The organism is Peribacillus deserti (genome assembly GCF_016909175.1).
Lineage (GTDB): Bacteria > Bacillota > Bacilli > Bacillales > DSM-1321 > Paraperibacillus > Paraperibacillus deserti.
On sequence record NZ_JAFBFI010000018.1, the window covers coordinates 38460 to 65290 of the forward strand.

The 26831-nt window shown below is 37.7% G+C and carries 28 protein-coding genes and 1 pseudogene; 21 read left to right on the forward strand and 8 right to left on the reverse strand.

Features of this window, described 5'->3' with window-relative positions; translation table 11 throughout:
- Positions 1–9 precede the first annotated feature (9 nt).
- Positions 10–336 carry a hypothetical protein gene (locus tag JOC77_RS17035; RefSeq protein ID WP_204545754.1) on the reverse strand — a complete coding sequence of 109 codons (327 nt, stop codon included), beginning with the start codon at positions 334–336 and terminating at the stop codon, positions 10–12.
- 705 nt (positions 337–1041) lie between these two features.
- Entirely contained in the window at positions 1042–1929 is an 888-nt protein-coding gene (locus tag JOC77_RS17040) for a TetR/AcrR family transcriptional regulator (RefSeq protein ID WP_204545756.1), read from the reverse strand.
- 188 nt (positions 1930–2117) lie between these two features.
- Here JOC77_RS17040 and JOC77_RS17045 point away from each other — a divergent pair, with 188 nt between their 5' ends.
- Positions 2118–3644: a DHA2 family efflux MFS transporter permease subunit gene (locus JOC77_RS17045; RefSeq protein ID WP_204545759.1), complete on the forward strand. Its 1527-nt coding sequence runs from the start codon at positions 2118–2120 to the stop codon at positions 3642–3644.
- A 46-nt stretch (positions 3645–3690) separates the two neighbouring features.
- A complete protein-coding gene (locus JOC77_RS17050) occupies positions 3691–3873 on the forward strand; it encodes a hypothetical protein (protein WP_204545761.1) in 183 nt (60 codons plus the stop codon).
- Positions 3874–3974: 101 nt separating this feature from the next.
- Here the strand turns inward: JOC77_RS17050 and JOC77_RS17055 are convergent, their stop codons facing one another.
- A complete protein-coding gene (locus JOC77_RS17055) occupies positions 3975–4289 on the reverse strand; it encodes an ArsR/SmtB family transcription factor (protein ID WP_204545763.1) in 315 nt (104 codons plus the stop codon).
- 175 nt (positions 4290–4464) lie between these two features.
- On the opposite strand from JOC77_RS17055, the gene JOC77_RS17060 reads away from it, so the two are divergent.
- The 6 genes from JOC77_RS17060 to JOC77_RS17085 all read left to right on the forward strand — a co-directional run bounded on the left by JOC77_RS17060 (position 4465) and on the right by JOC77_RS17085 (position 11198).
- On the forward strand, positions 4465–4833 hold the full coding sequence (locus JOC77_RS17060; protein ID WP_204545765.1) for an ArsR/SmtB family transcription factor: 369 nt from the start codon (positions 4465–4467) through the stop codon (positions 4831–4833).
- Entirely contained in the window at positions 4826–6949 is a 2124-nt protein-coding gene (locus tag JOC77_RS17065; RefSeq protein ID WP_377337570.1) for a heavy metal translocating P-type ATPase, read from the forward strand. Before JOC77_RS17060 ends, JOC77_RS17065 begins: the two co-directional genes overlap by 8 nt.
- Before the next feature lie 610 nt (positions 6950–7559).
- On the forward strand, positions 7560–7922 hold the full coding sequence (locus JOC77_RS17070) for an STAS domain-containing protein (protein WP_204545767.1): 363 nt from the start codon (positions 7560–7562) through the stop codon (positions 7920–7922).
- Complete coding sequence (locus tag JOC77_RS17075) at positions 7912–8313, forward strand: anti-sigma regulatory factor (protein WP_204545935.1); 402 nt, start codon at positions 7912–7914, stop codon at positions 8311–8313. Before JOC77_RS17070 ends, JOC77_RS17075 begins: the two co-directional genes overlap by 11 nt.
- A gap of 208 nt (positions 8314–8521) precedes the next feature.
- Entirely contained in the window at positions 8522–9433 is a 912-nt protein-coding gene (locus tag JOC77_RS17080; RefSeq protein ID WP_204545769.1) for a cation diffusion facilitator family transporter, read from the forward strand.
- 316 nt (positions 9434–9749) lie between these two features.
- Positions 9750–11198 carry a murein hydrolase activator EnvC family protein gene (locus JOC77_RS17085; protein ID WP_204545771.1) on the forward strand — a complete coding sequence of 483 codons (1449 nt, stop codon included), beginning with the start codon at positions 9750–9752 and terminating at the stop codon, positions 11196–11198.
- Between the two features lie 233 nt (positions 11199–11431).
- Here JOC77_RS17085 and chrA read toward each other — a convergent pair whose 3' ends face one another.
- Positions 11432–12616 (reverse strand): chromate efflux transporter, encoded by a 1185-nt coding sequence (chrA, locus tag JOC77_RS17090; protein ID WP_204545774.1) that lies wholly within the window; start codon positions 12614–12616, stop codon positions 11432–11434.
- A 181-nt stretch (positions 12617–12797) separates the two neighbouring features.
- On the opposite strand from chrA, the gene JOC77_RS17095 reads away from it, so the two are divergent.
- The 4 genes from JOC77_RS17095 (at position 12798) to JOC77_RS17110 (ending at position 16508) form a co-directional block, all read left to right on the forward strand.
- Positions 12798–13361 (forward strand): TVP38/TMEM64 family protein, encoded by a 564-nt coding sequence (locus tag JOC77_RS17095; protein WP_204545777.1) that lies wholly within the window; start codon positions 12798–12800, stop codon positions 13359–13361.
- Between the two features lie 92 nt (positions 13362–13453).
- Positions 13454–13651: a hypothetical protein gene (locus JOC77_RS17100; protein WP_204545780.1), complete on the forward strand. Its 198-nt coding sequence runs from the start codon at positions 13454–13456 to the stop codon at positions 13649–13651.
- Positions 13652–13828: 177 nt separating this feature from the next.
- Entirely contained in the window at positions 13829–14992 is a 1164-nt protein-coding gene (locus tag JOC77_RS17105) for an FtsW/RodA/SpoVE family cell cycle protein (RefSeq protein WP_204545783.1), read from the forward strand.
- A 253-nt stretch (positions 14993–15245) separates the two neighbouring features.
- Positions 15246–16508 carry a murein hydrolase activator EnvC family protein gene (locus JOC77_RS17110; protein WP_239558853.1) on the forward strand — a complete coding sequence of 421 codons (1263 nt, stop codon included), beginning with the start codon at positions 15246–15248 and terminating at the stop codon, positions 16506–16508.
- Positions 16509–16566: 58 nt separating this feature from the next.
- On the opposite strand, the pseudogene JOC77_RS21390 reads toward JOC77_RS17110, so the two are convergent.
- From JOC77_RS21390 to JOC77_RS17120, 3 genes and pseudogenes are all read right to left on the reverse strand, one after another.
- A pseudogene (locus tag JOC77_RS21390) lies at positions 16567–16743 on the reverse strand (KGG domain-containing protein); the annotation flags it as partial.
- 90 nt (positions 16744–16833) lie between these two features.
- Positions 16834–17112 (reverse strand): KGG domain-containing protein, encoded by a 279-nt coding sequence (locus JOC77_RS21395; RefSeq protein WP_239558855.1) that lies wholly within the window; start codon positions 17110–17112, stop codon positions 16834–16836.
- Between the two features lie 290 nt (positions 17113–17402).
- A complete protein-coding gene (locus tag JOC77_RS17120; RefSeq protein ID WP_204545790.1) occupies positions 17403–17681 on the reverse strand; it encodes a KGG domain-containing protein in 279 nt (92 codons plus the stop codon).
- Between the two features lie 214 nt (positions 17682–17895).
- On the opposite strand from JOC77_RS17120, the gene JOC77_RS17125 reads away from it, so the two are divergent.
- The 3 genes from JOC77_RS17125 to ltaS all read left to right on the forward strand — a co-directional run bounded on the left by JOC77_RS17125 (position 17896) and on the right by ltaS (position 21424).
- Positions 17896–18321, forward strand: coding sequence for a hypothetical protein (locus JOC77_RS17125; protein WP_204545793.1), 426 nt, complete (start codon positions 17896–17898; stop codon positions 18319–18321).
- 452 nt (positions 18322–18773) lie between these two features.
- Positions 18774–19097: a DUF1516 family protein gene (locus tag JOC77_RS17130; protein ID WP_204545795.1), complete on the forward strand. Its 324-nt coding sequence runs from the start codon at positions 18774–18776 to the stop codon at positions 19095–19097.
- A gap of 380 nt (positions 19098–19477) precedes the next feature.
- On the forward strand, positions 19478–21424 hold the full coding sequence (gene ltaS, locus JOC77_RS17135) for a lipoteichoic acid synthase (RefSeq protein WP_204545797.1): 1947 nt from the start codon (positions 19478–19480) through the stop codon (positions 21422–21424).
- 55 nt (positions 21425–21479) lie between these two features.
- Here the strand turns inward: ltaS and JOC77_RS17140 are convergent, their stop codons facing one another.
- Positions 21480–21722 carry a hypothetical protein gene (locus JOC77_RS17140; protein WP_204545799.1) on the reverse strand — a complete coding sequence of 81 codons (243 nt, stop codon included), beginning with the start codon at positions 21720–21722 and terminating at the stop codon, positions 21480–21482.
- A gap of 268 nt (positions 21723–21990) precedes the next feature.
- On the opposite strand from JOC77_RS17140, the gene JOC77_RS17145 reads away from it, so the two are divergent.
- The 6 genes from JOC77_RS17145 (at position 21991) to JOC77_RS17160 (ending at position 26772) form a co-directional block, all read left to right on the forward strand.
- Positions 21991–23385 carry a branched-chain amino acid transporter BcaP gene (locus JOC77_RS17145; protein WP_204545801.1) on the forward strand — a complete coding sequence of 465 codons (1395 nt, stop codon included), beginning with the start codon at positions 21991–21993 and terminating at the stop codon, positions 23383–23385.
- Positions 23386–23619: 234 nt separating this feature from the next.
- Positions 23620–24873 (forward strand): helix-turn-helix domain-containing protein, encoded by a 1254-nt coding sequence (locus JOC77_RS17150; protein WP_204545803.1) that lies wholly within the window; start codon positions 23620–23622, stop codon positions 24871–24873.
- Positions 24870–25007: a hypothetical protein gene (locus tag JOC77_RS17155; protein ID WP_204545805.1), complete on the forward strand. Its 138-nt coding sequence runs from the start codon at positions 24870–24872 to the stop codon at positions 25005–25007. The genes JOC77_RS17150 and JOC77_RS17155 overlap by 4 nt, the downstream gene beginning before the upstream one ends.
- Positions 25008–25158: 151 nt before the next feature.
- On the forward strand, positions 25159–25287 hold the full coding sequence (locus tag JOC77_RS21645; RefSeq protein ID WP_275585088.1) for a hypothetical protein: 129 nt from the start codon (positions 25159–25161) through the stop codon (positions 25285–25287).
- A 392-nt stretch (positions 25288–25679) separates the two neighbouring features.
- Positions 25680–25814: a hypothetical protein gene (locus tag JOC77_RS21650; RefSeq protein ID WP_275585089.1), complete on the forward strand. Its 135-nt coding sequence runs from the start codon at positions 25680–25682 to the stop codon at positions 25812–25814.
- 19 nt (positions 25815–25833) lie between these two features.
- A complete protein-coding gene (locus JOC77_RS17160) occupies positions 25834–26772 on the forward strand; it encodes a magnesium transporter CorA family protein (protein WP_204545808.1) in 939 nt (312 codons plus the stop codon).
- The last annotated feature ends 59 nt before the right edge of the window (positions 26773–26831 follow it).

Consider the following 26831-nt stretch of genomic DNA (forward strand, 5'->3'; position numbering starts at 1 on the left):
CTTAAAGGTTTATTTATTATTCTCTAATATATCTACAATATCAATGCTCGCCGCTTCTTTTGCTTGCGAAAAGGTTAGAACATTATTTTTTGCCCAGTGATCGTAAACTCGAGCCAAAGAATTTCTGTCATATACCTTATTGCCATAAGTAGAAAAAAAGTATACTAATAATACATTGACGACTGCTAGAGGCAATTGTTTTCTCTGAGACAGCGTTCTTAAAGCTAATTTATCTAATCCTCGGATGTTTCCGCTTGTTAACTCCTGTAACATTTCCATGGGAGTTGTAGTGTGGCAGTATTTCACAAAAGTTGGATCATTTAAATCTTTCATCATAAGGCTTCCGTTCTCCTATTATCTTTAACTTAGGTCTTCAAACATAAAGTGATCAGCATGAGTCTATCTTATGAGGGTATATGAATGCCCTAAGGCAGACCATCACATAAATAATAGCTCAAAACCGTAAAAAATCATAAAAATAACCTTTGAAATATGGGGAATTTACAAAAAAGAAAATGCTGCCCCAAAAAAAGGCAGCCAGTTCTTATGCACACAGCTGTTTTATCAATAAACTCCTTTTTGTAAGACCGTACAGATCATTTTCCCTCCTTGTCCTAGAAAGTTTCTTATAATAAGAAAATGGCTTTTTTTATAAGTTTCATATCCTTTTGGATCTCTGTTTTTATTTCTTTATTTGTACATCTGAGGAATTCACTATACAGACGAATAAGTTCCGCTTTAAAGATATTCAAGTCATATATTCTATTCATATGAACTAAATACCCATAATTATGGAAAAATAAACTGATTTAGCGCTAGATAGATAATGAAAGAAAGAAAGAGTAAAGAAGTCTGCCCCTGCTGAGTTTTTGTTTTTTGGTAAGGCCAAACATCATCTTGAACTTTAAGAAGCGTGAAGTACCTTTTATCTATATAAAAAGGCAGGTTACCTAAAGGTATCCCGCCTTTTTGATTGCAAAAAACTAAGATCAAGATCAGTTTTTATTTATCAATCTTGTACGTAAGCTTGAATCATTCCATTTACAGCTCGATCTGCCTAAAATAATCCGCAGCCAGCTGTTCTAGCTTTTGCAGTTTTTGTTTGTTACATACTTCCGCGGCTTTTAAAGATCTTAGAGCACTTTCAATCAAGAACTTTCGCGGTGTTTGTGTTTGCAGGAATTCATCTTGTACAAAGTCCAGCAGTTCGAGAGACTTTTCCTTTTCTTTGTCTGGAAGAGCACTTTTTATTTCTGAAACTGTTTGATACAGGGCCTGCTGATACGATTTGTCCTCAATCCGGCAGTCTGGGAGCAATTTTTCCAACGTCTCAATTTGAAATAATACATCCCCAGTCTGTGAAACTTCTTCAACCATTGCCGCTGCGCGGTCCACACAATAACGAACAACCTGTGGAATGCTGCCAGTTGAATCATGGGCTATAGAATCGTATCTTAGGGAAGATTTTAAGATTCCTGTGAACATAATGGCAGCATCTAATAAATAGGGTTTTTTGTCTTCACCAAAGATGTCAATAAATCGAGTATAAACCCAGCGGAGCATCATCAAGTTGCCCTGCTTCATAAATTGCTTAAGTTCCGCATCATTAGAAAAGATTACTTCTTCAAAAAGAGAAATTAACTTATTCGTTCTATTTATCTTCATCTGTAATTCAATTTGTTTAACAAAGATTTCAATATTAGAAGGATCCTGTCCGGTAAGTAAGTCATTTCGGTACTGTTCAAGCTGTTTGAAGATTGATTTGCATAGGGCAATAAATAATTCGGTTTTCGATGAAAAATAATTATAAAACGTACCTTTAGAAATACCGCTGTGATCCAGGATATCTTGAATCGAAGTAGCTTGGTACCCTTTTTCGATAAATAACTGGTGAGCCATTTTTATGACATGCTGTTTCCTGTCTTTCATAATTATCACCTGTAGTTTCAGTTGTACTGATGGTATAAAAATCATAATACACGATATTTTTATATTATTCAATCTCTCAAATTACGGGTTTTTTTGTATTGAAATTTTTGAACCGTTGGTATAAGATATGATTTATGTGTAACAAGAGTATAAAAAAATGAACTGAATGTATAAAGGGGAAAATAACAATGGATCAATCAATAAATAAAACGAGTCGCCCTCCTTACGGGATTATCGCTGTCCTGATGATTGGAGCTTTTATTGCTTTTTTAAACAATACACTGCTCAATATCGCACTGCCTTCGATCATGAAGGACTTAGAAGTGGACACAGCGACTGTACAATGGCTTACTACCGGTTTTATGTTAGTCAACGGGATTATGATTCCAACCACAGCTTTTTTAATTCAAAAATATTCTGTACGTAACTTATTCTTAACAGCTATGGGATTATTTGCAGCGGGAACGATTCTCGCAGGTTTTGCTCATGCATTTCCACTCTTGTTAACAGGCCGTATGGTCCAGGCAGGGGGTTCAGCGATCCTTATGCCATTATTGATGAATGTAATGCTAACAAGCTTTCCTATAGAAAAAAGGGGAGCGGCAATGGGTATTTTCGGTTTAGTTTTAATGGGTGCACCAGCAATAGGCCCTACTTTATCAGGATGGGTCATTGAACATTATGACTGGAGAATGCTTTTTCACATTGTGACACCAATTGCCATTGTAGTTGTTTTAATAGGCTTTTTCATGCTCAAAGACAAAAAGGCTAAAGTATCCATTAAACTGGATTTTTTCTCAGTCCTATTATCAAGTGTAGGTTTTGGGGGACTTCTATATGGATTCAGCTCTGCAGGAAGTAAAGGCTGGGACAGCCCTTATGTATACTCGACTATAACGATTGGGGCGATTGCATTAGCCTGGTTTATTTTCCGTCAGCTAAGACAAGAGCAGCCAATGCTTAATTTCAGGATTTTTAAATATCCAATGTATGCTTTGTCTTCTGTCATTTCTATGGTTCTTACTATGGCTATGTTTTCGGGTATGCTGCTATTGCCGATCTATGTGCAGACTATTAGGGGAATCTCTCCGCTAGATGCGGGTTTAATGCTGCTGCCAGGGGCGATTTTAATGGCTGTTATGTCGCCGGTTACAGGAAAATTGTTTGATAAGTATGGCGGCAGAATGTTAGCTGTCATTGGCTTGATCATTACAACTGTAACAAGTTATATGTTCAGCAAGTTAACTCTCGAAACAACATATACACATTTGATTATTTTATACTCACTGCGTATGTTTGGTATGTCCATGGTTATGATGCCTGTTTCGACTAATGGCTTAAACCAATTACCGCCAAGATACTATCCACACGGAACTGCTATGAACAATACACTGCAGCAAGTATCAGGAGCAATCGGTACGGCATTGCTTGTAACAATTATGTCTAATCGGGCAGAATCTCATGCAAAAGAATTAGCAGCAGAGGCGATGAAACAGGCTGCAGGGAAGCCGACTCCCGAAGCGCTGGCAATCATGAAACAGCAAATCACGATGAAAGCTATGTTAGAAGGAATCAATTTTGCTTTCTTCGTATCCGTCTTTATTGCAGGGCTTGCTCTTGTGCTGGCTTTCTTTATCAAACGTGCTAAGCAAGCTGAAGATACCATTGGTGGAAACACTTCCGGCAGAAATCCAGCTAAGGAAGAAGGAAACTAATAGGGGACCAGGAGTTTAAAACCTGGAAGAATAGGATGGTGAAAAGATGGAGCGAAGAGTTCCCATTATAGTATTATTAGCTATAGGAATTATTCAGGCAATATATGCTTTTACTGTCTATCCCTTTAAAGCGGCGGCAGTCATGACAGTCTTTTCTGCTGCACTGCTCTTATTTGTATTCTTTCTCATTATTAAAGGACAAAAAGATAGAAACAGTGAAAATCAATAGACTGCAAACGAAAAACAGTGCTTTTCTGAACTGCACCCCAATTGTTAGACACAACTGACAATTGGAGGTGCATTTTTTTATGAATTGTAATGAATTTTTCTTTAAGTATGCCTTGAATGCTCAATAGTCTGCTTTAATATATCCATAACATGCTCGTCATCATGAGAGTAATAAATGGTTGTACCTTCTCTTCTAGATTTAACCAGACGCAGATTTTTTAAGAATCGGAGCTGATGAGAAACTGTGCTTTGCAGCAGGGAAAGACTTTCAGCTATCCCGTTAACCGAGTACTCTCCTTTAAACAATAAATGGAGAATTCTCAGCCGGGTAGGGTCCGACAGAGCTTTAAACGTCTGAGTTACTAAAAATAAAGTTTCTTCATCTATCTCATCGTTAATATCTTCTTCGTCCAGCATAACCCCTCATCCCTCCATTTTTTGGGTTATTTTATTATAAGATAGCCCATATAGCATTACAATCCCGCTTAACATTTTTATTATTCAAATAAAGACTTGAATATCATTGACCGTTTTCTGATAATTTCATATACTAATAGTCAAAAGAATGTTTGAATATAATGAGGTGAGAACTTTGGCTGAAAAAAATGTTTGTGAAGTTACCTGTGTTCATGAGGACACAGTTACAAGAGTAAAAGAGAAGCTGAAACAAAAGAAAACAAGGGATGTAGCTTCCATTTTTAAAGCATTGGCAGATGATAACCGCATTAAGATTGCTTATGCGCTTTCACTTGAAGAGGAATTGTGTGTTTGTGACGCTGCAAATATTATTGGAGCTTCTACCGCGGCTGCTTCCCACCATCTTCGGCTTCTTTACAATTTGGGATTAGCTAAATATGAAAAGCGCGGCAAAATGGTTTATTACTCCCTTGATGACGATCATGTTAAGCAAATAATCCACATTGCCTTTGCACACCAGGAGGAGGGAAAAGTCCGTGTCTGAAGCTTCAAGACAAGTTTATCGAGTTTCTAATTTCTCATGTACAGGATGTGCCAATAAATTTGAAAAAAATGTCCAAAAAATTGAAGGAGTAGAGGAGGCTAAGGTAAACTTTGGAGCCTTAAAACTCACTGTTTACGGAACGGCTTCAGTTGAAGAAATAGAAAGAGCAGGTGCTTTTGAAAATATCAAGATTGCTCCTGAAAAAGAAGGAATAAACATTCAGCAGGAATCTTTTTTGAAACAGCATTCACATATATTGGTTTCATTATTTTTTGTGTTAATGGGATACCTGTCTCAATCCTTGTATGGAGAAGGCAGTTCACAATCCATAATGGCTTTTGGGGCTGGGATTGTTATAGGGGGATTTTCTCTTTTTAAAGTAGGACTGAAAAACCTGATTCACCTTGAATTTGATATGAAGACTTTAATGACGATCGCCATCATTGGGGCAGCTATCATTGGAGAATGGAGTGAAGGGGCCGTTGTTGTTATTCTCTTTGCCATCAGTGAGGTATTGGAGTCATATTCCATGCAAAAAGCCCGCCAGTCGATCCGTTCTCTCATGGATATTGCTCCAAAAGAAGCACTTGTCCGCCGAAATGGAAAAGAAGTTTTAGTGCAGGTAAATGATATTCAAATCGGTGATGTGATGATTGTAAAGCCTGGACAAAAGATTGCCATGGATGGAATGGTGCAAAGCGGAATATCTTCTGTTAACCAGGCAGCCATTACAGGAGAATCAGTACCAGTTGAAAAAGGGGTAAATGATGAAGTGTTTGCCGGCACGCTAAATGAAGAAGGATTACTGGAAGTCATTGTGACTAGACGTGTAGAGGATACTACAATCTCCAAGATTATTCACCTTGTAGAAGAAGCCCAGGCTGAACGGGCTCCTTCCCAAGCGTTCATAGAGAAGTTTGCCAGGTATTATACACCGATTATTATAGTCATTGCTTTTTTGGCAGCCGTTCTTCCTCCTCTTTTTTTTGATGCTTCCTGGAGTACTTGGGTTTATCAGGGCTTGTCCGTTCTAGTAGTAGGGTGTCCATGCGCCCTTGTTATCTCAACTCCTGTTGCAATCGTAACAGCGATTGGTCATGCAGCCAAAAAGGGTGTGCTTATTAAGGGGGGGGTCTTTCTAGAAGAGATGGGTTCACTTAAAGCCATTGCCTTTGATAAAACGGGCACATTAACAAAAGGAGTTCCGGTGGTGACTGACTTTATAGTTATTGAAGAAGGCTGCAGTGAAAATGAAATGTTTGCCATACTCACAGCGCTGGAAAACCGATCTCAGCATCCGCTTGCATCATCTATAATGAAAAAGGCTGAGCAGGAGGGTATTCTCTATAAATCTATCCCGGTTGAACAGTTTTCTTCTCTAACCGGAAGAGGCATTAAAGGGATCATAAATGGAGAGTGGTACCATGCAGGCAGTCCGGCATATATAGCAGAAGTAATAAAGAAAGATCTTCCTGCAGATATTAAAGAGGGGATTGAGGAATTACAATACCAGGGCAAAACCGTAATGGTCCTTGGAACTTCTCTTGGGGTGGCAGGCCTGATAGCCGTAGCGGATGAAGTAAGAGAAAACAGCCGTTCTGTAATCTCACAGCTTCATACACTTGGTATTGAAAAAACATTCATGCTTACAGGTGACAACATCGGCACAGCAAAGGCGATTAGTCAGAAAGTGGGCGTGTCCTCCTTTAAAGCGGAATTGCTTCCTCAAGATAAGCTAGTATTTATTAAAGCATTACGCAAAGATTATAACCGGGCAGCCATGGTAGGAGATGGTGTCAATGACGCCCCTGCACTTGCTGCATCAACTGTGGGAATTGCCATGGGAGGGGCAGGGACTGACACCGCCCTCGAGACAGCCGATGTAGCTCTTATGGGCGATGATCTAAGTAAACTGCCATTTACCATTCGGCTAAGCCGTAAAGCACTAATGATCATAAAGCAAAATATCACGTTTTCGATTGGCATTAAATTATTTGCCCTTCTCCTCGTTATTCCGGGGTGGTTAACGCTCTGGATTGCTATTTTTGCTGATATGGGTGCAACTATATTAGTAACCTTAAACAGCCTGCGGCTGCTTCGCTTAAAAGATAAATAACCGAAAGCGGCTTCCATTCGATAAATGGAAGCCCTTTTTTTATCTAAGAAACGTGTGAAACTGCATATAATTCTTACACTGTTTCTAATTTATTTTCTGGATGTCGCGTGACAATTTATGTGTTTCATCTTTTATTTGAAAAAACATGATAGATAACAGAAAGATTCCACCATCACCGAATAGCTGTTTTAAAAGGTGCCGACAATACACATTATGCCTTTGATTTTTTGAGTAAATAGTAATAAATAGGATTTCCTTGAACTGTAAAATGAAGAACTATTCTTGAAATTAGCCCTGAAATAAGGTATAATGAATGATGGAACTAAGATACTAAGCTCGGTTCTTAAGCTATGTCTCTTTTTCGGCATTTAAATAATATGTGAATTTAATAGAGAATTAGATTCCTATATTCTCTTTTTAGTAATTCCATTTACAGTTTATCGCAGATGAAATTAAACGATTTTTTAACAATCATATATAGATGGTAGAAATGAGCTAGGCCACGGAACTAGACATAAGCCAAAGAGAGTGTTAAAGACCTCTCTTTGGCTTTTTTTATTTTATTTTTTAGATTTGGATCGGTAAGTTTGTTTTGCATGGGGGCCAGAAAATGAGAATTCCAATACTGAAGTTAAACGATATGCTGCTCGTTTCAATACAAGTTGTACTTGATGATCAAAGTGCGTTAATGCTGAAGGAGGATTTACTACAAAAGATTCATGTTACAGGTGCCGGGGGAGTGGTTCTGGATTTGACTTCTTTAGATATTATTGACTCATTTATTGCTAAAGTCCTTGGGGATATGGTAAGTATGGCAGAATTAATGGGAGCAAAAGTTGTGATAACAGGAATACAGCCAGCCGTAGCTATTACTTTAATTGAGTTAGGAATCAGTCTTCCTAATATAATGACAGCGCTTGACCTGGAAAAAGGAATTGAACTATTAAGGAATGCTGTGATTGATGATGAATAAAGACACGGTTCATATTCAGCATGAATTAGATATTGTACAGGCACGGCAAAAGGGCAGAGAAATTTCCAAGAAGATTGCCTTTGGAACTGTTGACCAGGTAAGAATCACGACTGCCATATCTGAGTTAGCAAGGAACATCTATCTTTATGCAGGATCAGGAGATATATCCATAGAAGAAATTCATGACGGCAATAAAAAAGGAATAAAAATATCAGCGGTAGATCAAGGCCCTGGTATAGCGGACATTAGAAAAGTGTTAGAAGACGGTTATTCCACATCAGGAGGATTAGGTGCTGGAGTACCTGGCGTAAAAAGACTGATGGATGATTTTTCGATTGATTCGGCAGTTGGTAAAGGTACAGCCATTACAGCTGTAAAATGGCTGAAATAATTAGATTGTATGTGTATAAGGGTGCCAGTATAGTCTGGCACCCTCTTTTTTGTAAAAAATGGAATTTCTGCGTAATGATTGGCGTTCTTCTTTTTAGCTCAAAAAGGACGAATGAGATAGGTACGTTAGGGTAAAAGATAATGGCACATATCTGTACTTTCGTACATAATATATATATGAACATATATTCATATAAAGGAGTGAGGGTATGGGGCACTCTCATAATCATCATGGACATCACCATGCGCCTGCGAATTATGGATTTGCTTTTGGATTCGGAATCATATTGAACTCCATTTTTATTGTGGTTGAAGTCATCTACGGGATTTTAGGGGACTCACTCGCTTTACTTGCTGACGCGGGCCACAATCTTAGTGATGTTCTGGGATTGATCATAGCATGGATTGCCGTATGGCTCGGAAAGAAAGCGCCCTCTGATAAACGGACATATGGATTAAAGAAAAGTTCCATTATGGCAGCTCTCTTTAATGCCATTTTCCTGCTCGTTGCTATAGGAGCGATTGCCTGGGAAGCGATAGGCAGATTTTCCTCTCCAGCACCTGTCCAGGGAGGCACTGTAATTATAGTAGCTCTTATAGGTATTGTTATAAATGGCACAACAGCTTTGCTATTTATGTCAGGCAGAAAAAAAGATTTAAATATACGCGGCGCATTTATGCATATGGCAGCCGATGCTCTTGTTTCGCTTGGGGTAGTTGCGGCAGGAGTGATTATAATATGGACAGAATGGCAGTGGCTTGATCCTGTGGTAAGCCTAGCAATAGCAGCAGTCATCCTAATTGGCACATGGAGCTTATTGCGTGAATCTGTTAACTTATCCCTTGATGCTGTTCCGGAGGGAATAGATCTGAAAAAAGTAAAAGCATATCTAGTAAACCTTCCAGGGGTAGTAGATGTCCATGATTTACACATCTGGCCCATGAGCACAACAGAGGCAGTGTTAACTGTACATCTTGTGAGAACCGAAACGAGTGATAATGATGCTCTGATCGCTCGAGCCGTCAGGGAGCTGCACGACAGCTATGGAATTGAGCATGCTACAATTCAAATCGAGAAGGGCACCTTTGAGTGTCAGCTTGCACCAGATCATATGATTTAGCTTAAGGGAGGCTTTGTGAAAACAAAGCCTCCCTTAGTTCTTTTCTGCGACCTCGCCTTTAGATGTTGCATTACTTTTTTGCCTCTAGAATTTCTTACATATTGAAAGATCATTAAATTAGCAATCATGAAAGCAAAACCAAATTATATCCATTTTAAACCTTTACATGCATTTTTTAATAACTTTGAAACATAACTGTAACTTTTTCAAGATAAATATTTGCTATAATGAGCCTGCACAAAAGAAACACGTTCAAATAGTTAACTTCGTTAATTTTTATAATAGAGAGAAAAACACACCAGGGATAGAGGGGAACATGTTGAAGAAAAATATCATTTTACACGTTTCATTAGCTGCCGGGTTAGGCGCATTAAGTATCGTCCAGCCTGTCCAAGCTTCTACTATAAACCAAATGGAAGATAAAAAACACCAGGTTCAGCAGAAACGCCAAGAGGTTGAATCTCACATAAACCGTTCTAAAACTGAGATATCAAACCTTAAAGGAAAGCAGGCATCAGTTTCCGTTAGAATTCAAAATCTTACTGAATTAATAAATAAAACTACCGTGGAGATTAATGAAAAGTCTAAACAAATACAACAGACGAACCTTGAAGTGGAAGAACTGAAAAAAGAAATTATCGTAATTAAAGAGCGGATGGAGCAGCGTGAGCAATTGTTGAAAGAGCGTGCCCGTTCTATGCAGGAAAGCGGGGGAAATGCAGATTATCTTGAAGTGCTGCTTGACTCTAAAAGCTTTGGGAATTTCATAGAGCGTGTCAGCGCTGTAGCGGCGATCATGGAGGCCGACCAAGAAATTCTGCGTCAGCAGGAGGCAGATAAACAAAAACTAGAATATGACCAAAAAATGGTTGAGACTAAATTAGCTAATCTAGAGAAAATGATGGATGAGCTCCAACAAATGAAGACTAAGCAAAAGCAGCAGATCGTACAATTAACAGAGTTGATGAAAAAACTAAAAACTGAAGAAAAAGAAGAACATGCTCACGAGATGGATCTGAGAGAGCAAGAAGAGTTATTATCTGCACAGGAATCATCCATTCAGCAGGCCATTAATTTAGAGACAAAACGGCAGGCGGAATTAGAAGAGGCAAGGAAGCGTGCTGCGGAAGAGGCAAGGCAGAGAGCGGCAGCAGCTGCTAAAGAGCAGCAAAGAGCAAAAGCTCAACAAGAAGCTGAAGCTAAATCCAGAGAAAAGTCTGTCGAGATAAAACAACCTGCCAGGGCGGGCTCCTATCAGGCACCTAAGCGGGAAATTGCCGTACGGAAACAGCAGGCTCCTGCTCCTAGGCGTGAACGTGTACAAGTGCAGAAACAGCAGGCTTCAGCTCCTTCTCCAGTTATTTCTGGAGGCAGTTTTACGAGACCAGCAGCAGGAGTTCTGTCGTCTAACTATGGAGCAAGATGGGGGACAACCCATATGGGTGTGGATATAGCAAGCGGCGGCTACGTGCCAGTGGTATCGGCAGCAGATGGAGTCGTAAGCCGTGCATACCAATCAAGCAGTTACGGAAATGTAGTATTTATTTCTCACTCTATAAATGGACAGGTTTATACCACTGTTTATGCTCATCTGCAAAATTACGGAGTGAGCACCGGGCAGGTAGTGGCGAAAGGACAGCAGATCGGTGTAATGGGAAACACAGGGCAATCAACCGGACAGCATTTGCATTTTGAACTGCATAATGGAGCCTGGAATGCAGCCAAGTCTAATGCTGTAAACCCGATAGGTATTGTTCCTTTCTAATACAGAAAACACTGGCAGAATAAATTGCCAGTGTTTTTTGTATGCTTATTTAGGTGGATTTTCCTAAGGTTTAGTCTATTATTTAAAAAAATTATACACAGAAACACGCTGTAATAGATCTATAATGTTAGGCAGTATAATACTGAATCAAAAATAGTGAAACAAAGCCAGCTTGTTCAGGGCTGGCGGGATGTCCATATCCCTAGTACCAGCCGCTGACATGTGGGACTAAATTAAAACAACGCTAGAGCCCATCCGCCAATTGCTCCCACTAATACAATGACCCAGGATGGCAGCTTCCAAAAGGCAAGCATGCTGAATAAAACCGCTGCAAAAGCAAAATCGATGGATGTTAAAATGGAACTCGTCCATATTGGATGATAAAATGCAGCAAGTAATATGCCTACAACTGCAGCATTCACTCCGGTTAGTGCTCCTCGTATTTTAGAGTTAAGCCGCATTGACTGCCAAAAAGGCAATGCGCCTAAAACGAGAAGAAAAGCGGGCAGAAATATGGCAAAAGCAGCTAATAAACCAGCCTGCCATCCGCCTATTACGGCTCCAATATAGGCAGCAAATGTAAATAATGGACCTGGTACAGCTTGAGTAGCGCCATACCCAGCAAGAAATGACTCCTTGTCCAGCCAGCCTACTGGAACGAATTCCCGCTCAAGCAAAGGCAAAACTACATGGCCGCCTCCGAACACTAACGAACCCGACCGATAAAAACTATCGAATAAAGAAATCCAGCTGGCTGGAAATGTACCTTTTAATATCGGAAGAACCATGAGCAGCCCTGCAAATAGAATTAAACAATACAAGCCTAATTTACGGGAAACGGGAACTGTCGTTTGAATAGATTCGGTTTCTTTTTGTTTTGTAGTAAATACAAAATAACCAATTAATCCAGATAATAAGATAACACCCACCTGTGTAAAGGCTGTTTGCGATAAAAGGACTGCAATCAATGCAAATAGAGCGATAGATTTTCCCGTCAGCCTAGGGGTAAGTTTCTGCGCCATCCCCATGATTGCATGGGCGACAACAACTACTGCAACAATCTTTAATCCATGTATCCATCCAGCGTCAGTAAATTCAAGATCCTTAAGCATGTACGCGAATAATATAAGAGCAATTACTGATGGTAGTGTGAAGCCAATAAAAGCGAATATTCCTCCTAGAACGCCGCCGCGGATTACTCCTATTCCGATACCAACCTGGCTGCTTGCAGGGCCAGGCAGGAATTGGCATAATGCCACCAAATCAGCATAACTCCGTTCATCCAGCCATTTTCTTCTTCGTACATATTCTTCGTGAAAATATCCAATATGGGCAATGGGGCCGCCAAAGGAAGTGAGCCCCAGTCTAGTTGAAACAAGCAGAATTTCCAACAAGGAACGCCATTTAATATGATTCATTCTTTACCTCCTTAAGCAAACCGCAATAGTGTCCGTTTTTATTATAAATTATTTTGAATGTTTCCTCTATCAGGCAGGTTTTCTATACCATGTATTCTCAATCTTCTAAAGAGCAGGCTTAATTGCTGCAGCCAGTGTGGTATGATAATGAAGTACATTTTATTAATTATAGGGTGCTAAAATGAAAGAGATACTTGTCAGCTGGTTCAAAGAAAGTGGTTTATTTGCCTATTTAATTAGTATGTTAATGAATGTTTTAATCAGTATTTTAGGTGTAGTTCCCAGTGTATTTTTAACCGCGGCGAATATTACATTCTTTGGATTTAGCCAGGGGCTTTTTCTCTCAATAGCTGGAGAAGCATTGGGAGCTATAATAAGTTTCTATATTTATAGAAAAGGAATCAAGAGGATTACGATTACATCTGGTCAAATCCTCATTAATAAGCTTCAGTCTACAAAGGGGACAGAGGCGTTTTTGCTGATTCTTGCACTAAGGATTTTTCCGTTTGTCCCTTCAGGCGCAGTAACACTTGCCGGGGCAGCGAGCAAAGTCAGTATGCTTGGCTTTGCGCTCGCAAGTACCATGGGGAAAATTCCTGCCCTGATTATTGAGGCTCTTACTGTAAAAGCAGTGCTTCAATGGGATTTAAAAGATAAGCTAATACTGGCATTCCTATCAATAGGGCTGGCTGCAGCTGTGTTTTACTATCGCAGGCGTTCAAGAAACAAGACGAAATCACTGTGATTACAGAAACTTTACATATGTATGAATGCTGTTTGAAAAACTAACGAAAGGGTTAAAAGTAGAGAGAAGAGAAAAAAGGAGAGTGGATGAATATGTCGAAACCATTTTATGAAGCTGCCAAAGATAGTACGGGACAGAACACATCCAGTAAGCCTGGCCATGAGTACGCTGCAGAAATGAACAAGGACAGCAATACAGAGGATCATCCCTTAGGGAATAAAGATTTATACGAAAAAATGGGCGATAATCCTGACGGAAATAAAATTAAGGAAGACTATCAGGGAGAATAATAGAACGAGGCAATGGGCACCGCTGCAATAAGCAGCGGTTTTATTCATATATTCGTTATTTCATATAATAAAAATGTAATAAATAAATACATATAATTTGTGGTAATATAAGGACAATACAATTGTTGTTTTTGACCTTAATAATTTACTAGAACTATGAGAAGGAAGAAAAGGTTAATGTTAAAGAAAATATTAAAAGCTTACGACTATCCGGTATTTTTTACTGTTGTCGTCTTATGTTTATTTGGAATATTAATGGTCTACAGTTCAAGTATGATCACCGCAGTAGCGCGCTGGGGACTTGCCGACGACCACTTTTATCAGAGGCAGAAAATTGCTTTTATCATCTCGTTTGCTGTCATGCTCTTAACAATGTTTTTTCCGTATCAGCTTTATAAGCACCCAAGATTTCTACTTACAATGATGGGGGGCACATGCGGATTGCTTCTGCTGGTTTTCCTCGCAGGCCATACAGCAGGAAATGCCCAGAGCTGGCTTGTATTAGGCGGCTTTAATTTGCAGCCAGCAGAAGCGGCAAAGCTTGCCGTCATTATATATTTGTCGGCCATCTATTCAAAAAGACAAGACCGTATTAATAATATAGACAAGGCTGTTATGCCGACCATGATCTTTCTATCTACTATTTGTTTTTTTATTGCGATTCAGCCAGACTATGGAAATGTTATTATCATTCTATTAATAGCGGGAGCAATCCTAATGTCTTCCGGCATGTCTCTGAAAAGTCTTTCAAAGCTTGGGGCTATTTTTGCTATGGCGATTGCGCTTATCGGGCTGTTAGTTGTCATTACAGGCAATTTCTCGACAGTGGTTTCAGAAGAGAGAGTTTCCCGATTTACCGGTCTGAATGAGCCCTTTAAGACTGAAAAAGATGAAGGGTATCATCTTGCTAATTCTCTTCTTGCAATCGGATCAGGAGGTGTGAAGGGATTAGGGCTCGGCCAGAGTGTTCAAAAGTACGGATACCTGCCTGAATCTCACACCGATTTTATCATCTCCATTATTGCTGAAGAGCTTGGATTCTTTGGGGTAGCCATTGTAATTGGCGGTCTTGGCTTTATCGTACTAAGAGGGTTCCTGCTGGCAGCAAGATGTAAGGATGCTTTTGGAAGTCTGCTTTTGATTGGAATATCCTCCATGATTGGCATACAGGTATTAATAAATTTAGGAGGAGCGACTGGTCTTCTTCCGATAACTGGAATAACGCTTCCGTTTATCAGCTATGGAGGATCATCCTTAATTCTCCTCATGGCATCTATAGGGATTTATCAAAATGTAATCATGAAAATGAATTTAAAAAATAAATATGCGGATGGGTTATAAGGTTGCTCATCATATATTTTCTGGTTGTTCATAGCAGTCGAAATCACAGCTAATTGGCTGTGATTTTTTTTGTCTGTACGGAGATAGTGTAACCTATTCGACTAAATTGAAATATAAATGAAACATTTCGTGGTGAATTAAGTGGTATAATAGTCATGTATTTTGGGTAAAGATGTCAATTTATCCAATATTATAATATGAAATGGCAGATTTTGAAGAAAAAGATAACTATGAAAATAGGCAGGGGAAAAGATTGAAGAAAATAGTCGCATTAATCACGGCAGCAATTCTAGGTCTTGGAACTTTATTAACAGTTCCGTCTGTTCAAGCAGCAAAACTTACAGACATGCAAACGAAGAAAAATAAAATAAATCTGCAGCGGTCACATGTTCAATCAGGAATACATGCAGCGGAGAATAAGATCATAAAGCTTCAAAGCCAGCAAAGAAACTTAATTAAAGAAATAGAAGCCTTGAATAGCAGAATGAAAGAAACAACTAAAAAGATAGAAGAAAAATCAGCGGCCATTGAAAAAACTAGAATCCAGGTTAAAAAACTCAACGAAGAAATACTAGTTATAAAAGAAAGAATTAACAAAAGAGAGGAGCTTCTAAAGGAACGTGCCCGCGCCATGCAGCAAAATGGCGGGAATGTTGAATACTTAGAAGTCCTTCTGGGTTCACAAAACTTTGGTGATTTTATCGAACGCATTTCAGCGGTATCTACAATTATGCAGGCTGATAGAGACATTATCCATCAGCAGGAAAAAGATAAAGCTAGTTTAGAAGAAAGTGAAGAGGTACTGGAAAAAGAATTAAGCGGTCTGCAAACAATGCTTAATGATCTTACAAATCTCCAAGCTGAACAAACACGCCATAAAGCCAGCAAAAAAGTATTAATGCATAAGCTGATACAGCAAGAACAAGAAACACATAGCCATAAGATGAATCTTAAAGAGGAAGAAGAACTTTTATCGGCCCAGGCTGCAGCTATTCAGCAGGCTATTAATCTAGAGAAACAACGCCTAGCGGATTTGGAGACTGCACGAAAGCGGGCAGCTGATCAGGCAAATCAATTTGCCCAGCCTGGCTTTGCTTTAAGGCCAAGTATTTCGAGCGGAACATTCACTTCTCCAGCTAATGGAATTTTGTCGTCTAATTTTGGACAGCGGGGCGGGGAGAATCATATGGGGATAGATATTGCTAATTCTGGATCTAATATTGCAATTGTTGCGGCAGCAGATGGAGTAGTGAGTAAATCATATTTTTCTTCGAGCTATGGAAATGTGATTTTTATTACCCATTCCATTAATGGGAAAATATTCACCACAGTATATGCGCATCTGAAGGCAAGATCCGCCGGTTCTGGACAGGTTGTTGCGAAAGGACAGCAGATTGGGATAATGGGGAATACTGGCGAATCCCGTGGCCAGCATCTGCACTTTGAATTGCATAATGGCCCCTGGAATCAAAATAAAACACATGCCGTCAATCCACTTGGAATTGTGCCAATTTAAATAAAAAGAAAGCACCAGTTCAGGTGCTTTCTTTTCTATAATAATCTTAATCTCAATTATTATTTTGGTTATTTCGGGCTTCTCCGCCTTTTTCCCCAATTTCTTGATAAAACTCCTTGTCATGGTTTTCGGAAGTAGCTTCTCCGCCTTTCTTGCCAATTTCCTGGTAAAATTCTTTATCGTGATTTCTCGATGTAGCCTCTCCACCCTTACGGCCAGCTTCTTCTACAGTCATTTTTTTGTTATTATCATTTGCCAAATTAAACACTCCTGTTCCTTAAAGATTTATTTAAAAGGGTACCGCTATATTTTATACGTGTAATAATTATCCTTTATTGTTATTGTTATTGTTATTGTTCCTTGCGTTGCCGCCTTTTTCTCCTATTTCTTCATAGAATTCACGACCATGGTTTTCAGAAGTAGCTTCCCCGCCTTTACGGCCAATTTCCTGATAAAATTCCTTGTCATGGTTTTCAGAAGTAGCTTCTCCGCCTTTTTTTCCTATTTCCTGATAAAATTCTTTGTCATGATTCTTAGAGGTTGCTTCTCCACCTAAACGTCCTGCTTCTTCAGTAGTCATTTTACGATCCTTGTTATTGGCCATTCCAAACACTCCTTTTTATCATGTTTGTTTTAAAAATATATAACTTAGTTTAATTAGCTAAGAAGCTAGGAAAAAAGATCTAGGTTCTTCTCAAATGAAAGTATCTGTTTGGGTAGAATCTATCCTTCTGCTGCTTCAAGGCTTCTCCAGCGCGAACTCTATTAAATATTCTATGTCCTTTTTTAAATAAATTTATTTGCATCACTGTTTGCCCTAGCACCTGAATGTTTTAAGAACACTTTATTATGGAGAAGCTAGGAAAATATAGCTAGGTTCTCGATAAAAAAATACTAGTTATTATTGTTGTTGTTTTTATTGTTATTTCGGGCTTCTCCGCCCTTTTCGCCAATTTCCTGATAAAATTCTTTGTCGTGGTTGTTGGAAGTCGCTTCTCCGCCTTTACGCCCTATTTCCTGGTAAAACTCTTTATCATGATTTTCGGATGTGGCTTCTCCACCTTTGCGGCCGATTTCCTGGTAAAATTCTTTGTCATGATTATTTGACGTAGCTTCACCGCCCATTCGGCCTGCCTCTTCTACAGTCATTTTTTCATTTTTTTCTTTTGCCATTCTAATCCACTCCTTCATAATAGTTTGCCTTACAGTACTATATATAGCCTGACTATAATATTTTAAACTTTAAAAATATTCCAAAATTTACTAGGAAAATTTTGGTTTAGAATCGCATATATCTAAAATAGGTATGTGTTAAAAACATCTTGAATTATTCCGATATAGAATATAAAATAAAACTCATTTATTAAAATGATATTGGAAGTGTGAAATGACTAACCATTCTATTGAAGAAATTACTTCTGAATTAATAATTAGAAGCGGTAAAAATATACCTGTATTATTAGAGAATCGTTTCCCCGATGGAAGGCTGGTAGGGGGTAAGTATAATCTTGGAACAAGATCGATTACCATGTATATTGAAACCGTTAAAGAGCAGTGTCATATGCTGTTTGGCAATGTTACCGATTTTTTAAATTATTATGCTATAGTACTTGCTCATGAAATTGGCCATGCAATGGATGAAGAACTTCAAGAATTGGCAGACCGTTTAAATGACAGTGATGATCACCAGTCCAGAGCACTAATAAGAAAAGCAGAAGAGACAGCATGGGAGGCAGCAAGAGAGATCTTATTCGATGTGGATGAAAAGCTATTTAGTAAAATTAAAGAAGTAGCACTTTCGCTGCATGACTAAAAACCATCCTTTATAGAGGGTGGTTTTTTAGGCAGACCGCAAAAGTGCATAGTTCGAAAACAAATATCGGCGGAATCCTCTACCAGGCCATTAGTTGACCCAACACTCTTAAAGGCCGCTGCTCCACTAAAGATTAAAAGAGTTTTTAATTTAGTTGTAACTAAAGGATATAGGTTTCAAGTCAGTTTTCAGAATTATATAATACCGCTTTATATGTATAATAGGAAGAAACTCGTCGTTTTTTGGAATACTTCATAAAAAATGGACTTTTACATACAGGATAGAGCGGTGGAAACTTTCAAATTATAGCGAACTTGTGAACAACACTGCAAAATATTAAGAACGAGTTCATAAACTTAATTTTTATTATCAACATAGAGTTGCTATAATAGTGATAGTGTTTGTTATCACTCAGAACCAAAATAGACATTGTTAAAGGAGCGTCATTAAAAATGTTAACAGGCTTGCATCACACTCATGCTTCCTCATGGGCTATCCTGATCATCCTTTTCTTGATCAGCTATTTTATGAACAAACAAAAAATTTCTCTTATGCTTCAAAGACTTTTCTACATAGTTATGCTGGGAAGCGGGATTGGAATGCTCATAATGGGGCAATATCCTGGAATTTATTTTGTCAAAGGTTTACTTGCCATTATCCTCATTGGTCTTATGGAAATGCTTATTGTCCGTAAAAGAAAAGAAAAAAAACATACTATTCTTTGGATCCCTTTTATTATCGTTTTAGCAGCGGTACTTGGAATAGCCTACCGATAAATTGTATGAAAGCAGCTTAGCTGCTTTTTTTTGTGCTTTTTGGCATATGACTTTTTGGTAAAAAGAAGATATAATGAATCAGTGTAAAAAAAATGTTAAGGAAATATTAAGAAACATACAGTAAAATGATTCGGTAAGTGAATACAGGGTCTACCTGTCTTTAGCCTCTGGGTAATAAACTACACAGTAAAAGATAATCTACTCATAAAATATAGTCATAATTTATAATCCAGCTCATAGCATAGCATAGTGTATTGTGAAGCGATTGTTAATGAATTGTTAATGTGGTCTTGACGGAATGTGAAAAAGAGTTATAATTGAGTATTGTTAAAAAAATGACTCAAAAATTTTGTGCGGTAAAATTAGAAAGGATGTTCTGAATGGAAAGCATGAAGAAGATAGGGAGTAAGTTGTACAATAACAAACTTTCCTTTTTCTATTTAGCAGTTTTTCTATTTTGGATTAAAACATACGCAGCATATAAGAATGAATTCAACTTGGGAATCAGCAATGACATACAAGAATTTTTATTATTTATAAATCCAATCAGCTCAGGTCTCTTTTTCTTTGCATTTGCTTTGCTTCGTAAGGGACGAGCAAGAAACCGGATATTAATCACGATCAACTTTGTATTATCGTTCATTTTATATGCAAATATTGCATATTACCGTTTCTTTAATGACTTTATTACCCTTCCAGTTCTTACTCAGACTAAGAACAATGCGGGAGACCTGGGAAATAGTATTGCCGCTTTAATTCATCCTGCGGATATTTTTTATTTCCTGGATACGATTATACTCATTCTTTTATTAGTGTTTAAAAAGGTTAAGCCGGCTACTGAAGAAAAGCTAAAAGCACGTACAGTTTTAGGAGTATTTGCTTCTGCAGTATTGGTTTTTCTTATCAATTTAGGACTGGCTGAAACAGACCGCCCTGAGTTATTAACAAGAACATTTGATAGAAATTATCTTGTGAAATATTTAGGAACCTATAATTATACTATTTATGATATGATCCAAAGCACAAAGTCTTCTGCACAGCGTGCGCTTGCTGACAGTGACCAAATTACTGAAGTAGAGAATAATATCAAATCAAGCTATGCTGAACCAAATGAGAAATACTTTGGCAAGGCTGAAGGAATGAATGTTGTTTACATTTCATTGGAGTCCCTGCAAAGCTTCATCATTGATTATAAATTGGAAGGCCAGGAAGTAACTCCATTCTTGAACTCTCTTACAAGAGATAAAAACACTTTTTACTTTAAGAACTTTTTCCATCAAACTGGGCAGGGGAAAACTTCTGATGCCGAATTCATGATGGAAAACTCATTATATCCACTTCCACAGGGTGCTGTATTTACAACGAAAGCACAAAACACTTACCAGGCCCTGCCAGGTATATTAAAAACAAAGGGTTACACTTCAGCGGTTTTCCATGGCAATTATAAAACTTTCTGGAACCGTGAAGAAATGTATAAATCTTTTGGTTATGACAAGTTCTTTGATGCTAACTACTATAATATGTCAGAAGAAAATACCATTAACTACGGTATGGAAGATAAACCGTTTTTCAAAGAGTCTATTCCGTTGATGCAAGGATTACAGCAGCCGTTTTATGGAAAATTCATTACTTTATCCAACCATTTCCCATTCAATATGGATCCTGAAGATATAACTTTCCCAGCAGCTAAAACGGATGATAAAGTAGTTAACCAGTACTTCCAAACAGCTCATTATATGGATCAGGCGCTTCAGCAATTCTTTTCTGACTTAAAAGCTTCTGGCTTGTATGATAATACGATGGTGGTCATGTATGGTGACCATTATGGTATCTCTGAAAACCATAATGACGCTATGTCGGAGGTTATGGGCAAGGAAATCACTAATTTTGAAAATACGCAGCTTCAGCGCGTACCATTTTTCATACACGTTCCTGGTGTCCAGGGCAATGCCATTGATAAATTTAGCGGTGATGTAGATGTTCGTCCAACGGTTATGCATCTATTAGGTATCGATACAAAAGATTATTTAGAATTCGGCTCTGACATTCTTTCAAATGACTTTGAGCAAATCGTTCCATTTAGAAATGGAGACTTCGTTACTCCTCAATTTACTGAAGTTGATGGAAAGTGCTATGACAACACAACAGGTGAGGTTATTGACGGGGAAGCATGTAAAGCATTTGGAGATAAAGCTAATTCCGAGCTAGAATTGTCAGATAAAGTTGTGTACGGAGATCTGTTAAGATTCTATCAGCCAGATGGTTTTAAGAAAATCAATCCTGCTGATTATGATTATTCATACCCGGAAAAACGAGTAAATGAATAATGAATGAAGAATAGCCACTCATTAGAGTGGCTATTCTTTTTGATTAGAGCTTATTTTATTCAGGAAGATCGTTTTTTATATTCATCCCATGAAGCAGCTTTTTCTCGCTGGAGGATTCGTCCTTAGACTTCTCACCATCACGTTCTTCTTGGTACTCTTCCCGGATATCTTCAAGGGGAAGGTCATCCACAGGCATCAAAATTTGATCACGTTCCAGCTGCTTTTCCTGGCTGTCTCTAAATGCCTTTTCTTTATCATTTCTTTCAGCTAATATCTTATCTTTTTCTGAATGATTCATTGTATACAAAACTCCCTTCAAATATGGTTTATTTCACTTTTCCCTGACTGTTGAAATAAAAACATTTAATTACAGATGCCTTTCGTTGAAAAGGGCATAATATTATTTGTTTTTTAACGAAGAAAATTTAGACCTGTTATTTTGCTGGATATGAATAACTTTTGTTAAGTTTTTATGTAGAAATATTCAGAATCTTGAGGATATTTGTTGATTTTAAGTGAATAATAGATTAAATTAAATTATATCAAGAAAGTTTCTAGGAGGATTTATGAGTAATCTGTTTAGAAGAAAATCAATTGACGCTTTAATCAGGGAAACAGAACAAAAAGATGTACAGTTAAAAAAAGAACTTGGCGGTTTTGATTTAACAATGCTTGGAATTGGTGCCATTATTGGTACGGGAATATTTGTATTAACAGGGGTAGCTGCTGCGGAACATGCAGGGCCTGCACTAGTAATCTCTTTTATTATGTCAGGGCTTGCCTGTGTATTTGCCGCACTTTGTTATGCAGAGTTTGCATCAACTGTTCCAGTCTCTGGGAGTGCTTATACTTACAGCTACGCAACATTTGGCGAGCTGATTGCCTGGGTTTTAGGATGGGATCTGCTGCTTGAATATGGATTTGCCTCTTCAGCGGTTGCCAGCGGCTGGTCAGGTTATTTTCAGGGATTGATAGGCGGATTTGGGCTGCATTTTCCACATGCATTATCAAGCGCTTATAACCCTAAAGAAGGAACTTATATTGATTTGCCTGCTATTATTATAGTCTTTTTTATAACTCTTCTTTTAACTCAAGGTGTCAAAAAATCAGCTAAGTTTAATACAGTCATGGTATTAATCAAGCTGGCAGTAGTTATATTGTTTATTGCTGTAGGTGTATGGTATGTGAAACCAGATAACTGGACTCCATTTATGCCATTTGGTTTTGATGGTGTGGCAACCGGAGCGGCAACTGTATTCTTTGCTTATATTGGATTCGATGCAGTATCAACAGCGGCTGAAGAGGTCCGCAATCCACAAAAAAATATGCCGATAGGAATTATTTCTTCATTGGCGGTTTGTACAGTTTTATATATCATCGTTTCTTTAATACTGACAGGAATTGTTCCTTATGATCAATTAAACGTGAAAAATCCTGTTGCTTTTGCTTTAAATTACATTAACCAGGATTGGGTAGCCGGCTTCATCTCTCTCGGGGCTATCACGGGTATCACAACCGTATTATTAGTTATGATGTATGGCCAGACTCGACTGTTTTACGCGATCAGCCGTGATGGATTATTGCCGAGTGTGTTATCTAAAGTGAGCAAGAAGAAAAATACGCCAGTTGTTAACTCATGGATCACTTGTGCAATTGTATCTTTTTTTGCAGGAGTTGTACCATTGGGTAAGCTGGCTGAACTAACTAACATTGGTACCCTCTTTGCTTTTATGACAGTATCGGTGGGAATTTTATACTTAAGACGTAACAAACAACAACCAAAGACAGGCTTCCGCGTACCGTTTGTACCTGTCATTCCGATTTTAGCCTTCCTTTTCTGTGGATATCTTGCCTTACAATTACCATCTACAACCTGGATCGCATTTGTAATATGGATCCTTATTGGTATCGTAGTCTACTTTGTATATGGAAGATACCACAGCAAGCTAAGAAATTCATAATCATACAAAATTAAAACAAAAAAGCATGTGCCGCATAATATAAATCCGGACATGCTTTTTTGTATAGTGAAATATACCTATTTTCGCAAAGACCGTCATCTATATTCCCTAGTGAGAATAAAATGAAGCAAGGGACAGCACAAGGAAGCAGCGTAAACAAAAACAAAAACCTTTGGAAGCTTACAGTATATATAGTAAAATATATATACTATGATAGGAAATGGAAGGAACGTTATGAAGCTAGGGTCCATTATTAAATATTACCGCCTAAAAAATCACCTGACTCAGTCCGAATTGGCGCAGGATATTTGTTCCATCTCCCATCTGAGCAAAATCGAAAATAATAGTTATGATGGAAATGCCGAAACGGTTGAACTTCTTCTAAAAAAGCTGAATGTGAACATGGAGCAGGAAGAGGAGAAGTATGAGGAGCTAAAAGAGGATTTACAATCATTTTATGACTCTATGGTTTTTTACGATCTAGATACGGCAGATAAGCAATATGCAAATCTTATTAAACAAGAGGAATTTGCTTCTTCGACAGATTTGATTAATTTGTATCATCTTTATCTGTTTAAGTATTATATTTATAAGAGTGACCAGGAGAAAATGAACCAGACACAAAAGGTAATTGAAAAACTTAATAATAGTTTTTCCCCATTTGAAAGTTTGCTTGCTTCATTTATGGTAGGATTAGCTTTTGTAAAAGAAAATAAGATAATTGAGGCCAATGATCAGTTTGTTACTTTAATGACATATAATCCGGCAGAAGCAATTACTTTTAATGGAGAATTATATTACCAAACTGCACTTTGTGCAAGTATTCTAAATGATCCTGAGTCTTCAATCATACATGCTAATAAGGCCTTAAACATATACCAAAATGAAAATAACTTTGTTAGAATAATTCATACAAAAATGCTATTAGGAATTGGTTATATGAGGCTTGAAATGTATAAAGAAGCTTCTGAAATTTATCGCAGCTTAATTAGAGTTACGAGACTACTACATAAAAAAGTTCTTTATTATCAAGTTCTATATAATTATTCAGCTATGCTTACTGAAATGGGAGATTATAAGAAGGCAAGAGAGTTTTTATTGGAATGTAAAGGACATTTCCCCAGAGGAAGTCTAGAAGATATTATTAATAAACTTGGACTTATTGAGACTTTAATCAAGCTGAATGAAGATAAAAATGAAATTGGAAAAATAATAGATGATGTTTTAACTATGTGTGATAAAAAACAGCATAAAAAATATATCATTGCAGCTAATATGTATAAATATCAATTATTTTCCCAACCAAAATACTATGCATATTTAGAAAATATAGTGTATTCTTACTATATAGATAATAGTCTGTTTTCTGAAGCCCGTGAAGTTGCGTTAAAGTTAGCTGAAAGATTTACAGAAACAGGTGATGCGAAAAAATCGCTTGATTATTATATACAATATAGTGATTTGTCTAAGAAAGGAGCATTAAAATGAGAAAATTAATTTGTAGTTTTGTATTAGGAGTTGTTCTTGTAGGAGCTGTTGGCTTTTCAAATTTAGGAAATCATACTTCTGCACCTAAAGTTATTTCACCTATGAAAATTGAAGTAATTCAACCTCCAGTTTAAGAAACACACGAAGATTTTCCCAATACAAAAGTCATGGGGAAGACCTTATAATTAAATCAAAGAATAAAGACAAGTCGGTTTACAGACTTGTCTTTTTCATTCAACCGATTCCAGGGTGAGCGAAACGATTTAATACTAGGAGGGATTTCCCATGTCAGCGAACTATGAAAAAATCACTTTGAGTGACATCAACGAAATGCTTGAAAAGTTAGATCTATTGCTTGATGGAGTCAAACCTGACTATCCACAAACGTATGAAGAAAATGTAAGCAACTACTAATAATAAAAGTGTTTCTCCTTTTTTTAGAGCATGAATCTTTCATGCTCTTTTTATTTTTGCTTAAAAGCTGATGGCCATTGCTTTTTTTAGGGGGAGGAGAATAATTTTTTAGGTAGCTGAATGAGATGGACTTGTTTTGGTCATGTATAAGTATTCTTCTTGAACGGGAGAAAAACACTTGATCTGTAATATGGTGCCTATAAAAATCTGCTGGGCGGTTTATTAATAAAACGGCCAAGAATGAAAAGGGACTTTTTATAGGTCTCTGTTTGGAGTCGCTGGCTTAGTTGTCCTGCACAAACATCCAAGGCATTTAGCAGTGGTAAGAAGGTGCACATTTCAGCAGCAATCGTATAAGATAATTAAACTGACAATAAAGGAGTTGATACTTTTTGAATAGCCACGGTTCCAATGAACCTGATTCGGACAGTTTACTAGAGGAAGCCTGCTTTATCTTTTTAGCAAGCGGGAGTGATTATTACAAATATGTCAGCTCTTTAAAAGGTACAGCTGCTTCCTCACGATAAAATGAGGAGGACAGCAAACATGATTGAATTTTTTAAGACCAGCGAAAACAACACATTTGAATCGATAACAGAAATTACAAAGGGCTGCTGGATTAATATGCTTTCTCCGAATGCAGAAGAAATCAGGCTTGTATCCAGCAGATTAAATATACCAGTTGATTTTTTTAAGGATGCCTTGGATGATGAAGAGCGGTCCAGGATTGAGAAAGAGGACGGGAATGTACTCATTATTGTTGATTTCCCTTATATCACACATGATGAGGCGGGTTTTCCTATTTATGAGACGATTCCAATAGGAATGATCATTAATGATGAGTGCTTTATTACCGTATCCCTTAAGGAAACTCCCATTTTATCAGACTTTAAGAATAATAAGATAAAGGGTTTCTTTACTTATAAGAAAACAAGGTTTGCCCTTCAGATTCTCTTTGTTATTTCGTCTTACTATCTTCGTTATTTAAAGCAGATTAATAAAAAGACAGATGAAGCCGAGAGGGAATTGCATCAGTCCATGAAGAATAAAGAGCTTTACACTTTTCTTTCACTGGAAAAAAGCTTAGTGTATTTTACTACTTCACTTAAATCTAATAAAATTGTATTAGAAAAAATGCTTCGGCTGAATCATTTGAAGATGTATGAAGAGGATAAAGAGCTGCTGGAGGATGTTATTATTGAAAATACTCAGGCTATTGAAATGGCGGATACTTATAGCTCCATTTTAAGCGGTATGATGGACGCTTTTGCATCCATCATATCTAACAATTTAAATATTGTTATGAAATTTTTAACTTCCATTACGATCATCTTGTCATTTCCTACCATGGTTGCAAGCTTTTATGGCATGAATGTAGCACTGCCTTTTGAGAAAAGTCCATATGCTTTTGTGATTACAATGTGCTTTGCTGTATTTCTGTCAGCTATAACTACCTTAATATTCTGGAAAAAGAAATATTTCTAACGAGTTAAGAGCGGCCTTCACAGAGGCCGTTCTTTTTTTTCCTAACAAAATATGAGAAC

Bases quoted from the DNA above. Each gene is read 5' to 3' on its own strand.
- JOC77_RS17085 (WP_204545771.1), top strand. From the start codon at position 9,750: ATGTTGAAGAAAAATATCATTTTACACGTTTCATTAGCTGCCGGGTTA.
- JOC77_RS17140 (WP_204545799.1), bottom strand. From the start codon at position 21,722: ATGAATCATTCAGAAAAAGATAAGATATTAGCTGAAAGAAATGATAAA.
- chrA (WP_204545774.1), bottom strand. From the start codon at position 12,616: ATGAATCATATTAAATGGCGTTCCTTGTTGGAAATTCTGCTTGTTTCA.
- JOC77_RS17055 (WP_204545763.1), bottom strand. From the start codon at position 4,289: ATGCTGGACGAAGAAGATATTAACGATGAGATAGATGAAGAAACTTTA.
- JOC77_RS17150 (WP_204545803.1), top strand. From the start codon at position 23,620: ATGAAGCTAGGGTCCATTATTAAATATTACCGCCTAAAAAATCACCTG.
- JOC77_RS17105 (WP_204545783.1), top strand. From the start codon at position 13,829: ATGTTAAAGAAAATATTAAAAGCTTACGACTATCCGGTATTTTTTACT.
- JOC77_RS17160 (WP_204545808.1), top strand. From the start codon at position 25,834: ATGATTGAATTTTTTAAGACCAGCGAAAACAACACATTTGAATCGATA.
- JOC77_RS21395 (WP_239558855.1), bottom strand. From the start codon at position 17,112: ATGGCCAATAACAAGGATCGTAAAATGACTACTGAAGAAGCAGGACGT.
- JOC77_RS17050 (WP_204545761.1), top strand. From the start codon at position 3,691: ATGGAGCGAAGAGTTCCCATTATAGTATTATTAGCTATAGGAATTATT.
- JOC77_RS17070 (WP_204545767.1), top strand. From the start codon at position 7,560: ATGAGAATTCCAATACTGAAGTTAAACGATATGCTGCTCGTTTCAATA.
- JOC77_RS17125 (WP_204545793.1), top strand. From the start codon at position 17,896: ATGACTAACCATTCTATTGAAGAAATTACTTCTGAATTAATAATTAGA.
- JOC77_RS17080 (WP_204545769.1), top strand. From the start codon at position 8,522: ATGGGGCACTCTCATAATCATCATGGACATCACCATGCGCCTGCGAAT.
- JOC77_RS17095 (WP_204545777.1), top strand. From the start codon at position 12,798: ATGAAAGAGATACTTGTCAGCTGGTTCAAAGAAAGTGGTTTATTTGCC.
- JOC77_RS17145 (WP_204545801.1), top strand. From the start codon at position 21,991: ATGAGTAATCTGTTTAGAAGAAAATCAATTGACGCTTTAATCAGGGAA.
- JOC77_RS17040 (WP_204545756.1), bottom strand. From the start codon at position 1,929: ATGAAAGACAGGAAACAGCATGTCATAAAAATGGCTCACCAGTTATTT.
- JOC77_RS17075 (WP_204545935.1), top strand. From the start codon at position 7,912: ATGATGAATAAAGACACGGTTCATATTCAGCATGAATTAGATATTGTA.
- JOC77_RS17155 (WP_204545805.1), top strand. From the start codon at position 24,870: ATGAGAAAATTAATTTGTAGTTTTGTATTAGGAGTTGTTCTTGTAGGA.
- JOC77_RS17100 (WP_204545780.1), top strand. From the start codon at position 13,454: ATGTCGAAACCATTTTATGAAGCTGCCAAAGATAGTACGGGACAGAAC.
- JOC77_RS21645 (WP_275585088.1), top strand. From the start codon at position 25,159: ATGTCAGCGAACTATGAAAAAATCACTTTGAGTGACATCAACGAAATG.
- JOC77_RS17120 (WP_204545790.1), bottom strand. From the start codon at position 17,681: ATGGCAAAAGAAAAAAATGAAAAAATGACTGTAGAAGAGGCAGGCCGA.
- ltaS (WP_204545797.1), top strand. From the start codon at position 19,478: ATGGAAAGCATGAAGAAGATAGGGAGTAAGTTGTACAATAACAAACTT.
- JOC77_RS17130 (WP_204545795.1), top strand. From the start codon at position 18,774: ATGTTAACAGGCTTGCATCACACTCATGCTTCCTCATGGGCTATCCTG.
- JOC77_RS17045 (WP_204545759.1), top strand. From the start codon at position 2,118: ATGGATCAATCAATAAATAAAACGAGTCGCCCTCCTTACGGGATTATC.
- JOC77_RS17035 (WP_204545754.1), bottom strand. From the start codon at position 336: ATGATGAAAGATTTAAATGATCCAACTTTTGTGAAATACTGCCACACT.